Raw genomic sequence first — 15,256 nt, forward strand, 5'->3', positions numbered from 1 at the left:
CTAACCACGTTATGTTCAGTTTGAAGCTTCAGAATTTAAAACGGATACCAGAACAGTTGTGTGTCCATCACACGCTTGCTGATCGCAGCAATCACTATCACCGCAATCCCAGCCATGCAGATCATATCGGCTTTGGTCAGTGGTTTTAAGCTGTACCAAGTGCGAGAGGAGTGGCGGCCAAAACCACGTAGCGTCATCGCGTTTGAGATTTGATCGGCTCTGTCTAAACTAGAGAAAATCAGAGGTCCAAGAATCTTCGCGACGTTCTTCATACGATTGAACAACGGAGCCTTCTTGCTCAGTTCTACTCCGCGTGCTTGTTGCGCGTGCATGATGTTAACAAAGTCCTTTTTCACTTCCGGCAAGTAGCGCAGCGTTAAGCTTACGGCATAGGCGATTTTGTAAGGTACACCCAAGCGGTTCAAGCTGGCTGAAAACTCCGTCGGGTGAGTGGTAAATACAAACACCAACGCGATTGGAAACATGCTGAAGTATTTCAACGTCACTGTTACTAGGTAAAACAACGTCTCTTGAGTGAGCGAGTAATTACCGGGTAACGAGAGTAAAACCGTTGATGAGCCCATGAATTCAGTACCTTGTTGCGGTGCTAACGCGAACATAAACAGGGCATTGATCAGTAATACCGTGCCTGTACCGAATAACAGCGGTTTGTAGACATGAAAGGGCACTTTGGTCATTTTCAGTAAGCCTAAACCAAGCACGATCAACAGTGCGATGATTCGCAAGTCAAATGTGGTCAACACCACCGTTACCCAAGCAATGAAAAGCAAGAACTTAGTAATGCCATTCAACTTATGAAGTGGTGATTGGGTATCGATGTAGTTGATACCAAACTTCATCTTATTGTCTTTCATGCCACCGCTTTCTCTAGTTGGTTTACGTCGTCGCTTTTTTGTTGGCGGTGCGCTTTTTCTACATTGATAAAGTGCTGCATAAAGCCATTGGTGTCTTCGATGCCAACTTTCGTAGCCAACTCAAACAGACTTGTTGTGGTGAGGTTTGCTTGGTCTAGTAGCTCTGGACTGCTGAATACCTGCGTCATTGGTGCATCCGCGACTAATTTACTGTCTGCAATCACGATAGAGCGCGTGGTGTATTCCAGCACTAAATGCATGTCATGAGAGATGATCATCACGGTTACGCCCAACTCGCGATTGAGCTTTTCGATGAAACTCAGCATAGACGTGTAGTTTCGATAGTCCTGACCTGCCGTCGGTTCATCAAGGATCAGAAGCTCTGGTTCCAATACCAAAATTGACGCAATGGTTACGCGCTTTTTCTGGCCGTAGCTCAATGCTTCGATTGGCCAGTGGCGGTATTTGCTCAAACCGCACAGCTCAAGGACTTCAAGTACTTTAGCTTCGATTTGTTTCTCTTCAACGCCACGATTACGGAGGCCGAAGGCCACTTCGTCGAAAATCATGTGATGGGAAATCATGTGATTCGGGTTTTGCATCACCACGCCCACTTTCTGGCTGCGCTCGAAGATGGTCAGTTCGTTAAGATCTTGACCATTCATACTCATTGAGCCGCTATCCGCTTCAATAACGCCCATAATCAGTTTGGTGATGGTCGATTTACCCGAGCCATTTTTGCCAAGTACAGAGACAAACTCGCCACGCTTGATGTCAAAACTCACGTCTTCTAACGCGTTTTTCTCACCGTCGTAAGAATAGGTGAGGCCACGGACTTCAAGCAAAGTCTCGGCTGGCGTTTTGGGCGGTTGTGCTGTTGAACCATCAAACCATGCTTGTACTGCCGGTTTATATTGCTCCAACGGTAAGGTAGTTAAGCTAGAAGGTTTTGCATCGCCCTCAATCGCGCAGCCTGCTTCTTTCAGTGCTGAAATATAAAGCGGTTCGCGGATGCCGTAATCTTCTAGCAAAGGCGACGCTAAAATTTCATCTGGCGTTGTATCGGCAATGATTTTGCCGCTTTCCATCAAGATAATACGGTCAACTGAGCAATGCAGAACGTCTTCAAGACGATGCTCAATGATTACGATGGTTTTGCCCGTTTCGCGGTGTAGATCATCGATGATCTCGATGGTTTTTTTACCCGTTTTAGGGTCAAGCGCAGCTAGTGGTTCATCAAACAAAAGGATATCGACATCATCGACGAGAATGCCCGCCAAAGAAACACGCTGTTTCTGCCCGCCAGATAAATCGTGGGGTGAGCGTTCTAGCATCTGTTCCAAGTCGACCATTTTGGCCGTGGCTTTGACCAATGGGTACATGTCGATATTTGAAGTTAGCTGGTTCTCCAGCGCAAATGCAATGTCTTCGCCAATGCTCAAACCGACAAATTGGCTGTCCGTATCTTGCAGTACGGTGCCAACTTGCTCAGTGTATTGGTGCATGTCGAAAGGGGCGGTGTCTTGACCATTGATGGTCAATGTTCCACTGGTTTCCCCTTTGATTGCGTGTGGGATCAGTCCGTTAAGACATTGCCCAAGGGTAGATTTACCACTACCACTTGGACCGATAATGACGATTTTCTCTCCTTTCTCTATCCTTAGATTGATATTTTTTAGCGTCGGTTTGTCCAGCGACTCATATCTAAAAGAGAAGTTAGAAAATTCGATTGTCATTCGACATTAAGCCTCTGTTAAGTTACGGCTTTGCTTGTTACGTTTAGCGACAGACTTAAGAATGAAGAAGCCAACAATAGCAATAAGAATGGTGTTACCGATCGCGATAATAGAAAGCTGGGTAAACACTTTAGTGAACGGTTCTGCGTATAAAATCGTGTCGAGGAATGCAGAGCAACCGTAACCAAATACGTTGCCTAATAGCGCAAGTACTACGAATAACGCGAAGTCTTTCATATTGAAATCACCTTTCTCCAAACGGTAGCGCGTTAGAGAAGGGAATAGACCGATAATCAAACCAACAATACCTGAACCAAGTACCCAAGTGAGCCATACGCCCCAACCTGCAAATAGGTCAGTAACCCAGTGACCAATAAAACCAACCAAGAAGCCAACAAGTGGTCCAAATAGTACTGAGAACAATGCTAATACTGCCATTGCTGGTTTTAGCGTTGTGTTTGCAAACACAGGGATGCCAAACATAGGTAAGCCGCCGATACCGTAAAGAGCAGCACCGATTGCAATAACCACAACAGTTTTAGCGGAAAGATTCATAGATAACCTCAGTTCAATAGTCGATTTTAAAGAACGTTCATTTATATTGTTGGAAAGCGTTAGTTATTTGATTGTGTAACATATATTCAAAACAACCAAGCTGCTTATTGTTTGCTCTATTTTTCTTCAGGAAATGTGTGATTTGATTCACGCATCCCTTTGACTGGCTTTGGTTTTAGCAAGCATTAAAAATAAGGCGCGTATTATACAGAATATTAATAAAAGTGGGAATGCTATCTATCTGGATGGCTAGAATGAATCAGGGGCTGATCGTGAGCCCCTGATTACACGGTTTGATGTTATTTTTACCAATAAATGAATGCGCTATATGTTCATTAATGGTCGAGGTATAAATAGTTCTGCCAGCTCTTCATACGAATAAGCACTTTGCGCATCACTGATACGTGAGTAAAGCTGTCTGAATAAACTGCAACTTCAACCGCAGTACCCATTGGTAGGTGGTATCCACTCAAGTCGTCGGTAATTTTCAGCTTCGCAAAAACACGTCCGCTCGTGCGCAAGGCATCAGTCCCAAGCAGAGCGCCTCGCGCTTGAATTTGGCTTTCACCAATGGCTGGAATCACGTCAATGACTTCGCCACGGAACACTTTGCCCGGAATTGCGCGGAACATAAATTCTGCTTCAAAGCCTGGCTTCAAGCGTTGTAATGAGTTCTGTCTGAATGCCGCGGTGTACGTAATGTCTTCGGTATGTACGAAGGTCATTGCCGGGGCAAGTGGCAACGGCACAGCCATAACACCAGGACGCAAAGCCAATTGCGTAACGTAACCATCGGTTGGCGCACGAACGACGGTTTGCTCTAGGTTAAACTCTGCTTTACGCAGCTCGGCAAGAAGTTGCGCGACTTGGGTATTTTCGCCTCCGATTTCAGAGTCCAGAGCGATTTGCGCTTGTTCTTGTTGCAAAATCGCAACGTCTAACATGGCTTCTGCCGCTTTATACGCTTGGCGTCGAGTATCCAAATCTTGTTCAGTAAACGCGCCACGATCAAAGCCCCTTTGATATCGGCTAAATTCCCTTTGTGCTTTATCTCTGTCCGCTTGCGCTTTCAATACAGCAGCTTCTGCCTCTCTTAGATCAGACTCTAAACCCAGGGCACCTTGGCTTGCTTCTTTGACTTTCGCTTCAAGGCGAGCAACTTCTGCTTCAAAAGGCACAGGATCGATTTTGAAAAGAATATCGCCCGTTTTGAGCGGTTGGTTGGCCTGGACTGGCACTTCCACCACGCGGCCACGCACGCCAGAGACGATAGGCGTAGTCGGGAACACTTGGTTACCTAATTGAGTAAATGGGTGGTTGTAGTTCATAAGCAGCACGAGTGTGCCCACTAACACTACGCCGCCAAGTACGGCGGTTGGAACGGTCCATTTGTTTAGAGGAATATTGAAAATTTTAAAAATGGCAATACAAAGAGCTGCGTAAGTCAGAATCAGCAATAAGTCCATTATTCGTCCTCTTTACTTTGTTCAGGCAAAGGCTTTTGCTGAATCTTTTGTTGTTTCAACATCGATACTTCGTTTTTGAGTTCGTTGACTTCATCGATGAGTTCTTCAAGGCGGTGATGAATGTCGTGTGTTTCTTGTTCTAGTTGTTTAAAACCCCAGCCGCGTTCCTTGCGCCATAATGTTGCCCATATCCATAAAAATGGCCACAGCGCATGCAAAGTGAAAAGGCTGACCCAGCCAGCGTAGTGAATTGCGTCTTGGTGCGGGTGCTCTCTCTCTTTGGCGATTTCATATGGAATATCATGGATGACAATGATTCCGTAAAAGATCACTAAAGCAACGAAGATGAGTAACCCAAGTGCAAAATAGTCTAGAAACATCTTACCTACCTGTGCGTATTGCGAAATGGAAAATCTACGTAAATTAACAATTTAAGTATTTGTCTTAACTACAGATGAATCAAGCGGTTTTTATGTAGGAATTATGTTTATGCGATGTAAGTATCCACTGATGTTTATTGGCAGTTAAGGTGTTGCTGAGTACTTATTTAAACAAGCAGTGAAGTGATATAGGAAGGATAAGTAAAAAGTATACTAAAGCCCCAGGTGTCAACCGGGGCATGGTTTAAAGTTCGGTACAGACTTGGTTTCTGCCATTGGCTTTGGCGCGATAAAGAGCTTTGTCTGCACGATAAAAAGTTCGCTGAGTATTCTCGCCTTCTCGATGCAAGGTAATCCCTATGGATACGGTCAGCCCCCGTTCACCAAGAATATCGTCCCAACCATATTGATAAATCCGTTCACGATAATTCTCGGCATGCATTTCTGCGCGTTCCAGTTGGGTATTCTCAAGGATCACGAGGAACTCTTCACCACCAAATCGAACGCATGATGCGCTTTTAAATTTGAAGTAGGACGCCAGTTCCTGTGACACACTTTTGATCGCTTTGTCGCCAACCAAGTGGCTTAGTTCGTCATTGATGGATTTGAAGTGGTCAATGTCGATCACCATAAGTGCAAATGGCGTGTCGTGCAGCAGCAGATCTTTTAGTTTAACTTCTAACCAGCGTCGGTTGTGTAAAGACGTAAGTGGATCGGTAAAGACGTCCTGCTGTAGCTGAGCAACAGTATTTTTATGCTGCTTGGTGGTTTCTTTTAGTTCTTTGTTTTCTAGCTCTGACAAAATGAGTTTGAGTTGTAACTCAAAGCGTGAAAGTCGGCGTAGTTGAGCAGATCCTAACTCACCGATCGGAATATGTTTTACAAGATCAGATTCGATTCTATGCGCTTTTTTTTCACAATTTAATGCTTCTTGATACAATCCTTGAGAGGCGTAAACTTGACTCATCGCGTTATAAAAATGCTGAGTAACGATAGGAGATAGCTGCTTTTGAATCCTTTTACTGATGGAGTCCAACGTTAAATTAGCTAAAGAAGTGTGCCCTACACCGTTTAGACAATACGCAGTCTCAATTTTGACCATCGTGGATAACCAGTATGTCGTGGCACTACCCGTTGTATACTGAACATTCGAAATAGCCAGCAACGCATTGGGGTAGTCTTCTTGCAGACGATGTAATTTGGCTCGGTAGAGGTGAATTTGTGCGGCGAGGTTTTTATCACTGACGAGAATGCTCAGTTCTTCACATTCACTCAGCAGCTCTTTGGCGTCTGCGGTACGGTTTAAGCTGATATAACAGGCAAGCATGTACAGCTTGTAACGAAGGCGTAGGGATCGACTGCCAATAGCGTGATCGATAGCATCTATTTTTTGATAATAACGTAATGCACGTTGGTGATCCCCATAGGCATCGCACAAATTACCCATTCCAATAATGGCCAATACGTACTCATCAATATAGCCGTACTCGACGGCGATATTGGTTGAAGCAACATACTCGGTTAATGCCGCATTGTAGTCACCTAATTCAACTAAACGCTCACTCAAGCTTGCTTTCACAGAAAGAATATCTTCCACATCTTCTGGTAAAACAAGCAACTCAAGGGCTTGTTTCAATTCACTAATGCTGTCGTTGAGCTGTTTGATCTCTCTTCGATACTCGGCGCTAATGATATAGCAATGCGCTTTCTCTCGGTTTGTTGACGCAATATGTAACCCTATGTGTTCCCATAGCGTAATCGCTTCTTCACCTGAAACGGAAGAAGGATCGATACCTGCGTCAGTCACCTTGCTAAGCAGTTGTTCCATTCTTCATTACCTCAATATAACTTTCTTCGAGCTGTTCTAACGTGAATGGGAAGGTCAGGATATCTTGCAAATACAGTATCGGTTTCGGGCCTTTGATTCCGCGTCGCTTCCATGGATAGATGTCTAACATCGCTTGGACAGTGCGGTAGACCTCTTCTGCTGCTTGACCTTTTTCTGCAATTAACATTGCTAGCCTGTTACTGGAAATTCTCGAGATGAGGTCGCTGGAGGTTGTCAATGCATGAACGAGCTCGGTACAAACATCGAGAACTTCGGGGTTTGAATGCTGAATCATAATGATGGCGTGGTTAGAGCGTTTGAGCTCCGTTTTAAACAAAACTAACTGTTCCCACCAGTAGGTCTCAGAAACGACATTAGAAAACTGTTTTTCAGGGTCGTATTCGTGTTGAGAGCGAATATGATTGATCAGCTTACGTGCTCGCTGCTCTAGTTGGCGTTTAGAGCCTCTTGCTTTATCCATGCTGATTCGATGAGTTTGTTCTTTGAGCATTTTGAGTGCGTGCTTACGGTATTTCTTGAACGCGTTAAACGCAGACTCAAAGTCACCTTGTTCTTCAGCGACTCGTGATTGTTGGAAGCAAATTTGGCTGAGTAGCTCACCGTGGTCGAAACTGAGTGCAGACTCTTCTGCTGCAAGTAGCAACTTGGCAGCGCTGTCTGTATTTTGGCGCAAAAGCTCAAGTCTTGCTCGGCTAATAAAAGAGTGTGCTTTCATCCAAACGAGGTCATGCTCAATGGCGAGCTGGTGGGCTTTTTGGGTGGCTTCTTCGGCCGCATCAAGGCGTTCTAGTCCAAGCAGTGCTAACCCTTTAAAGTCCCAGATCTCGGCTTGCCACGTACTGTCATCATGATCTTTTAATACTTCGGTTGCTCCATCCAGTACCGTAAGCATCTCGACAAACTTATTTAGTAAGTAATAGTCCCAAGCTAATAGGATGCGCGCTTTGCCTTCTAACCAAGCAATACGAACATTGTTTGCCACTTTAACGGCTAACTCATGAGTTGAAGCGGCAAGTTGGTGTTCATTAGTGATGCGCCATACATTACCAAGCCCAATTAGAGATTCGATTTGAATTTCAACATCATCAACAAGAGCAGATTGTTCGAGCGCATTAATCCAATATTGTTGCGCGGAATAATACTTTGCTTGGCCCCAATATTGGAGTGCAAAAAGATGGAGAATTTCCGGGAGATGATCGTCGGTTTCAAGCTGTGTTTGTTTGCTGTAAGCGTCTTTGACGAGTTTTAAGCCTTGTCGGTAATCCATTAGGCACCAACAGCATTGCGCCATGATGAGTAAGGCTTTGATCTCTCCGTCCACAAATAAAATTTGTTCCGCGCGGATACGATATTGCTGCGCAACATTAAAGGTATGTTTAGGGGCCGATTTTATTTGGCCTTTAAGCTTAGTGAGATCATCTTCTAGCTGAATTTGGTTTTTATCCAACGTTCACATCCATGACTATCGAACTGGAAATCACACCTAATATTAAGTGGTTAGATGCATGTTTCTTTACCAAAGCGATGCGGATAACGTTTTGGTAAACGATCAGGGGCCGTAATGTATACCGTTACAACCCCTAATTACTACATCTAAATTACCAATAGAATAGCTACGATAGGAGCTGTTTGATTGTCAAAGGTGCATCAGAGACTTCCAACCTTTGTGCAGCGGTAAGACCTTGTTTATCCTGATAGCACAAATTATGCCAAGCTCTGAATATATCTAAAAGAGGTAAAATACCAGCAGGTCGTAATTTGCGACGTGGCTCGTTAATGAAGCTTTCGAAAAGAATCTGAAAGCGGTTTTGATAAAACTTCACATGACGAGTTGTCGCAACGTTAAACCATTTTTCAGGCTCATTTTGATCGCCAGCGAGGTAGCAAATGCCTTTGTGGTTTTCGTTTTGACTAGAGATTGCCCAACGATCGCGCCACCAACTCATATAGGCGATATCGACTTTGCCAAAGGGAGTGCTCATGTCCCAACTAGCGTCCTCTTCTACATACATCAAGTCGACACTTTTCTCTTTAATACGAGGTAAACAAACGCTCAATGCAGCTGAACGTAGTAGGGGATCTTGAGGCATGTATAGAGATACACGTTTGTTTGGGCAGCACATATCAAGTACGTGCAAATAGTGTGCATACGAGGTGTATGGCGGACGGACTAATGCCCCTTTTGAAGGGTAATGAAATACAGATAGATTACCAAGAGGGTCTTCTACGTTACCGCGAGCCAAAATTGTTTGGTATTTTTGGTCAATTCGCTCTCTGAGGTGATAAGAAGGTTCCGCAAGCGGCTCACTTGCTTCCGCTACATACTCCTGGGAAACAAAACGAGACACCTCATCGTAAGGATTATGATCGAGCGTTGCGATTGGCTCTTCATCAGCGGAATAATTGACGTGCTGGCAAAGAATATAGCCAGAATGCGCTTCGCCAGAAACAATCCAATACACACCGTTATTGCTGTTCGGTTGCAATGCAATATAGTTTGAGGCCAATTCATAATGCGTTGCGTGGTTTACCCAGCGCGCATCAATGGTTGCAAGCTTGCGGCGGCAGCGGCTAGCTATATGGTCAACATGGTCGTAAAAGGTTTTTGGGTTAATACTAAGCTTACGGCAGATTTCTCGTACGGAATATCCCGTAAACAACAAGCCCATCAAGTTCTCTTGAAACTGAAGCTTCTTGTTGGCACCAGACCACTTGTCGACAAAGGTACTTTGACACACTTTACAGCGGTAACGTTGGCGATCGCCACTGTAACCGAAAGCGTGATAGAGGTGTTTGTGAGTGTGGACAGAAAGTCCAAAGTTGTCGCAATCATCATTACGGCAAGCAGGCAACCCGTCACTGTGGACGTGCCGCAGGCGATGAAGTTCGTTCACGACATCGCGATTATTAAGTAAGGGGGGGAAAGCTCCACATTCACGGCATACCATCGCCGGACGCTTAGGGTTCGCATGTTGCAGAACGTAACGCTTTGCATCACTCAATCCAAAGTTGTCACACGCCAATGTTTTACAAAAGTTGAGTTGTAACCCATCTGCGTCTTTTGGCAGTTCGCCGTTAGACACAATCGCCCCCTCGGGATAATTCGGGCAGCCAGCATAACTCTGGCTGCAAATTATTACTTACTATTTGTTCTTAGATGTTGATTGCAGTTTCTAGTGCAACTTTCATCATGTCGTTGAACGACTTCTGACGCTCTTCTGAGCTTAGTTTTTCACCACGGATGATGTGGTCAGAAACTGTCAGGATAGTCAGTGCTTTCGCGCCTAGGTCAGCTGCTACGCCGTAGATACCAGCCGCTTCCATGTCTACACCTAGGATGCCTAGTTTTTCCATCTTCTCGAAGATGTCTGCTTCTGGTGTGTAGAACAGGTCTGCAGAGAATACGTTACCTACTTTTACAGGCACTTCCTGAGCGCGTGCTTGGTTAACTGCTTCTTCTAGAAGACTGTAATCAGCGATTGCTGCGAAATCGTGGTTGTTGAAACGGATACGGTTAACTTTAGAGTCTGTAGAAGCACCCATACCGATAACAACGTCCATTAGTTTCACGTCGTCACGTACTGCACCACAGCTACCCACACGGATAACGTTTTTCACGCCGTATTCAGCGATTAGCTCGTGTACGTAGATACAGCAAGACGGGATACCCATGCCGTGGCCCATTACAGAAACTTTTTTGCCTTTGTAAGTGCCAGTAAAGCCGAACATGTTGCGAACGTCACAAACTTGTTTCACATCTTCTAGGAACGTTTCAGCGATGTATTTAGCGCGCAACGGGTCGCCTGGCATCAGAACTGTTTCAGCGAAATCACCTGGTTGTGCGTTAATGTGTGGGGTTGCCATAAGTGCTCTCCAAAGTTTTGTTTTGATAAAACGCCTCTATTATAGAACGCTATTACCAATTCTGTTGAACTTGTTCGTTTTCGTTGAGGCAATAATATCGGGACGTACAGTAGCCCCTTGAGAGCTTAGTCACAAAAACCACGCATTTAGAAACTGCAACTCCTATTGATAACTAAATCTGTTGAAACCAAAAGAGCAATCGATTTGCTTTTGAGCAGTTTGTCGATTGCGCGCACAAATTCTTTGTTTTTGGGCCAAACTTTTTTCTGAAAGCTGGTTGATCGAAATACTTTCGAGTGAAGTAAAACGATTAAATTGTACAACTTATTTTCTTGTACAATCTGGAAAGGCTTGCTATAAGTTATACAACAAAACTTTTTGTATAGGGATGCGTCATCATGGAATCTTCAATCAAAGTAGGTATCAGTTCGTGTGTTTTGGGTGAACGAGTGCGTTTTGACTCTGGTCATAAGGTGAGCAACTTTGTGACTAAAGAGCTCAGCCCGTATTTTGACTTTGTTTCGGTATGCCCTGAAGTCGGCGTAGGTATGCCAGTACCCCGTCCAACAATTCGTCTTGTTTCTAATGAAGAGCGTGTTGCATTGGTTGAAACCAAAAATCCAGAAAATGATCATACCGACAATATGCTCACTTACTCGGCCAATAAAGTAGATGAACTTCAAAGCGAGCAGCTTTGTGGTTACATCGTTTGTGCCAAGTCACCAACTTGTGGCATGGAGCGAGTCAAGGTTTACAGCAAGAACAGTGCTGCGAAAGAAGGTGTTGGCTTGTATACGCAAACATTGATGCAAAAAATGCCTTGGTTGCCTGTTGAAGAGGATGGCAGACTTAACGACCCTGTATTGAAAGAAAATTTTATTACTCGAGTATTTTGTCTAAATGACTTTTACGACTCGATGGATGGTGAGCCTACTCGTGGCAAAATCATCGACTTTCATTCGCGCTACAAACTGACGTTAATGGCACACCACCCAGAGTCATACCGCTCCCTTGGCCGCTTAGTCGCTGATGTCGCTAATTATGAAATTGAAGACTTTTACCAAGAGTATCGTTTAGGACTGATGAAGGCGTTAACGAATCGGGCTAGCCGAAAAAACAACACAAATGTGTTGATGCATTTACAAGGGTACTTCAAACGCTCACTAACTAAAGAAGAAAAAGAAGAGTTAGCGACAGTGATTCACGACTACCGCATCGGAATGCTGCCTCTGCTAGCACCACTTACATTGATTAAGCATTACTTAAATACTTACCCAGACGAGTATTTAGCAAAACAGAAGTTTTTAGAACCGTATCCGCAGGAGATGAGATTACGCTATGGTTTGTAGTTCAGAAGAAAAACTATACGCGATCCGAGATGTCGCAGAAATCACGGGTGTAAAACCAGTTACGCTGAGAGCTTGGCAACGAAGATACAACTTGATCCAGCCTCAGCGAACTGAAAAAGGACACAGACTCTATCGCCAGCAAGATCTCGATACGATTCGCGAAGTCCAGAGTTGGCTCGCGAAGGGGATTTCGATTGGTAAAGTGAAGGGGCTGCTAGGAAAAAGCGCCGATGTCGAAGTCAAAAACGAGGTTCGCACACTCGAAGAAGTTGAAAACATGCTGCTTGCGCTGTCTACCCTGAATCGAGGAAAAGCAGAGAGTTTACTTGCCTCTGTTCTTAAAGAGTACCCACTAAAACTCGTTATTGATCAGTTTATTAGCCCAGTATTTGATGCGCTAGATATGGTAAAAGGATCGTTGCGATCCTTGCAGGTGGGGTTATTTCAGACTTGTTTAATCACTCGACTTGCCCTTGTTATCGATTCTGAAAACAAAGCCGCTTCCAAAGGAAAGTGTCTGCTCATTAGCTTTGAACAAAACAGAGAATCTGAGAGTTGGATTCAAGCAGCGAAGCTTTGTGAACAAGGGTATCACACGACTTTGATCGATAAGGTTGATGATGTTTCTGGTCTACTAGATCACGAGGTCATTGAAAATGGTTCGTTTATCTACCTTTTCTCCAATAAAGCACTAGCTGCTAAACAAGTAGCGTCCATCAAAATGCTTCACGCACAGCTAGGTGATCGGATGGGGTGCTCTGAAGTGATAGAGAAATTACACCTAACTTAGTAGACAAAAGATAGGAGCTACCATGATTTTAGTATGGTTTCGACGTGACTTACGTACGTTAGACCACACGGCACTCAAAGCGGCATTGGATTCAGGTCAGCCTGTCGTCGCTTGCTTTATCGCGACGCCAGAGCAGTGGCGGGAGCATCACATGGCGCCGATGCAGGCAGACCTCATTGCTCGTCGCTTAGCTTGTCTTAACGAGGAGCTTGAAAGCCTTAATATTCCCTTTTTGTACAAAGAGGTACCGTCGTTTTCCGATTGTACAGATGTGATTAGTGGGTGGGCGGAAACACTTGAAGCCACGTCTGTCATGGCAAACATTCACTATGAGGTGAACGAACGAGAGCTCGATACACAAGTAAGTGAAGCGTTAGCTTCTCACGATATCGAATTTGAACTGTTTCATGACAAATGTGTGCACGCGCCAACGACGGTTCTTAATAAGCAAGGCGAATATTTTAAGGTGTTTACGCCATTCAAGCGTGCTTGGTTAACGCAGTTCCATATGCCGACGGTAGTAAAACCTCACGAGCAAGCGCCACTCAATAAAAAGGTACTCGAACAAATAGAGTCGGCTCGATTTAATTCAAGCTTCACATTTAGCTATGCTCGAGAATCCAGTGAAGACTGGCTGGCTTCGACTAATGATATTTTGATGCAGCTTAGGGAATTTGCACGGGAGCGCAGTGACGCGTATCAAAGCGAGCGAGACTTTCCAGCTATTGATGGCACTAGCCAACTGTCTCCATACCTTGCGATTGGCGCGCTATCACCAAGGCAGTGTATTGCTCGTTTGTATGCTGAAAATCAACAAAATGACCTTACAGAAGGGAAAGCAACTTGGTTAAGTGAGATCATTTGGCGTGAGTTTTATCAGCACCTATTGGTTTTCGAACCAAAACTCGTCAAAGGCAAAGGATTTATCGATTGGGAGGATAAAATCCAGTGGTCCTATGATGAGAAAGCCTTTGAGCGATGGAAGACAGGAACAACAGGATACCCAATCGTTGATGCAGCAATGCGTCAGCTCAATCAAACAGGCTGGATGCACAACCGATTACGTATGATTGTCGCGAGCTTTCTTACCAAGGACTTACATATTGATTGGCGATGGGGAGAAGCGTACTTCATGAGTAAGCTGGTGGACGGCGATTTTGCAGCGAACAATGGTGGCTGGCAATGGTCTGCTTCTACGGGCTGTGACGGGCAGCCATACTTTCGTATTTTCAACCCGATAAGCCAAGGCGAAAAGTTCGATGCTAATGGTGAATTTGTGCGCCACTGGGTACCAGAAATCAAAAGTGTACCGAACAAATACATCCATAAACCTTGGACTTGGGAGGGCTTTTCTTTACTGGAATATCACAAGCCGATGGTTGATCACAAGACAGAAAGAGAGATAACCTTACAGCTCTTTAAAAGTGCCAAGGAATAGAGTGAAATGCTTAGCAAAAAGCGATCAATGAGTTTCGCAAAACGTACCCTGCTATCTGTGTCGTTATCTTTAGTGAGTGGTCTATCATTCGCTAAGATGTACGAATTACCAGAGGATGGAAGCCGTTTAATTGGTCGCCTTGAAAACCACGTCGTGCAAGAAGGCGAAACCATGGCAAATATCGCTAAGCTCTACGATGTGGGTATGCTAGGTTTAATGGCCGCAAACAAAGGCGTGGATCCCTTCTTACCAGAAGAGGGGCATGTTCTTACTATTCCGACACAGCTAATCCTCCCAGACGTACCTTATAAAGGTATCGTTATTAATCTAGCCGAGCTGCGCTTGTATTACTTTCCGAAAGGAGAAGATATTGTCCATGTATTTCCTGTCGGAATTGGCCGAATAGGGCGCGATACCCCAGTAATGACAACGCGTATCAGCCAAAAACGACCGAACCCTACATGGACTCCTCCAGCCTCTATTCGTGCCGAGTACAAAGCAAAGGGCATTGACCTACCAGCCGTTGTTCCTGCGGGGCCTGATAATCCACTTGGTATGTTTGCATTGCGTTTAGCTTACGGGAATGGCGAATACCTAATTCATGGTACCAACAAGGACTTTGGGATTGGTATGCGAGTCAGCGCGGGTTGTATTCGTATGGACCCAAGTGACATTGAGTGGTTATTTGACAAGGTTCGTAACGGCGAAGACGTTAACATCATTAATCAGCCTATCAAAATGACACTTGAACCTGACAGAAGTGTGTTCTTAGAAGCACATGAGCCTTTGACTCGTAGTAATGGCGAGAAAGATGAACTCAAAGTGCCGAAAGAGTTAAAGTGGTGGCTGGATGAATTCGGTATGAAAAACGTGAAGGCTAAAGCAGCAATCGCTGCACAGAATGGGGTTCCTGTCGAAATAACCGCGCCTTAACGGGCGTTAAGACGCGGTATC

General features: G+C 44.7%; 13 protein-coding genes. 4 read left to right on the forward strand and 9 right to left on the reverse strand.

Translation table 11 applies throughout. From position 1 onward, the window contains the following. Positions 1–35: 35 nt before the first annotated feature. From NL626_RS17400 to deoD, 9 genes are all read right to left on the reverse strand, one after another. The gene (locus NL626_RS17400; RefSeq protein ID WP_005383942.1) at positions 36–875 is read right to left on the reverse strand and encodes an energy-coupling factor transporter transmembrane protein EcfT; all 840 of its coding nucleotides are present in this window, start codon (positions 873–875) and stop codon (positions 36–38) included. Further along, positions 872–2,611, reverse strand: coding sequence for an ABC transporter ATP-binding protein (locus NL626_RS17405; protein ID WP_047104520.1), 1,740 nt, complete (start codon positions 2,609–2,611; stop codon positions 872–874). Before NL626_RS17405 ends, NL626_RS17400 begins: the two co-directional genes overlap by 4 nt. Positions 2,612–2,617: 6 nt before the next feature. After that, entirely contained in the window at positions 2,618–3,166 is a 549-nt protein-coding gene (locus tag NL626_RS17410; protein WP_005375133.1) for an ECF-type riboflavin transporter substrate-binding protein, read from the reverse strand. Between the two features lie 335 nt (positions 3,167–3,501). Further along, positions 3,502–4,632: an HlyD family secretion protein gene (locus tag NL626_RS17415; protein ID WP_005375134.1), complete on the reverse strand. Its 1,131-nt coding sequence runs from the start codon at positions 4,630–4,632 to the stop codon at positions 3,502–3,504. After that, positions 4,632–5,012, reverse strand: coding sequence for a DUF3302 domain-containing protein (locus NL626_RS17420; protein WP_005375135.1), 381 nt, complete (start codon positions 5,010–5,012; stop codon positions 4,632–4,634). The genes NL626_RS17415 and NL626_RS17420 overlap by 1 nt, the downstream gene beginning before the upstream one ends. 244 nt (positions 5,013–5,256) lie before the next feature. Next, a complete protein-coding gene (locus NL626_RS17425; protein WP_213970649.1) occupies positions 5,257–6,840 on the reverse strand; it encodes a GGDEF domain-containing protein in 1,584 nt (527 codons plus the stop codon). Then, positions 6,824–8,308: a hypothetical protein gene (locus NL626_RS17430; protein WP_054729922.1), complete on the reverse strand. Its 1,485-nt coding sequence runs from the start codon at positions 8,306–8,308 to the stop codon at positions 6,824–6,826. The genes NL626_RS17425 and NL626_RS17430 overlap by 17 nt, the downstream gene beginning before the upstream one ends. A gap of 166 nt (positions 8,309–8,474) precedes the next feature. Continuing rightward, positions 8,475–9,944, reverse strand: a complete 1,470-nt coding sequence (locus tag NL626_RS17435) for a hypothetical protein (protein ID WP_005375138.1) — start codon at positions 9,942–9,944, stop codon at positions 8,475–8,477. A gap of 70 nt (positions 9,945–10,014) precedes the next feature. Beyond that, the gene (gene deoD / locus NL626_RS17440) at positions 10,015–10,725 is read right to left on the reverse strand and encodes a purine-nucleoside phosphorylase (RefSeq protein ID WP_253657577.1); all 711 of its coding nucleotides are present in this window, start codon (positions 10,723–10,725) and stop codon (positions 10,015–10,017) included. 398 nt (positions 10,726–11,123) lie between these two features. Between deoD and NL626_RS17445 the strand changes: the two genes are divergently transcribed. The 4 genes from NL626_RS17445 to NL626_RS17460 are packed head-to-tail and all read left to right on the forward strand — an operon-like array spanning position 11,124 to position 15,235. Then, on the forward strand, positions 11,124–12,074 hold the full coding sequence (locus tag NL626_RS17445; RefSeq protein ID WP_005375141.1) for a DUF1722 domain-containing protein: 951 nt from the start codon (positions 11,124–11,126) through the stop codon (positions 12,072–12,074). Further along, on the forward strand, positions 12,064–12,864 hold the full coding sequence (locus NL626_RS17450) for a MerR family transcriptional regulator (protein ID WP_005375142.1): 801 nt from the start codon (positions 12,064–12,066) through the stop codon (positions 12,862–12,864). Before NL626_RS17445 ends, NL626_RS17450 begins: the two co-directional genes overlap by 11 nt. 22 nt (positions 12,865–12,886) lie before the next feature. After that, positions 12,887–14,302, forward strand: coding sequence for a deoxyribodipyrimidine photo-lyase (phrB, locus tag NL626_RS17455; RefSeq protein WP_213893276.1), 1,416 nt, complete (start codon positions 12,887–12,889; stop codon positions 14,300–14,302). Between the two features lie 6 nt (positions 14,303–14,308). Beyond that, the gene (locus NL626_RS17460; protein WP_005383933.1) at positions 14,309–15,235 is read left to right on the forward strand and encodes a L,D-transpeptidase family protein; all 927 of its coding nucleotides are present in this window, start codon (positions 14,309–14,311) and stop codon (positions 15,233–15,235) included. The last annotated feature ends 21 nt before the right edge of the window (positions 15,236–15,256 follow it).

The organism is Vibrio sp. Y58_MX_L22 (assembly GCF_024181865.1).
Lineage (GTDB): Bacteria > Pseudomonadota > Gammaproteobacteria > Enterobacterales > Vibrionaceae > Vibrio > Vibrio alginolyticus.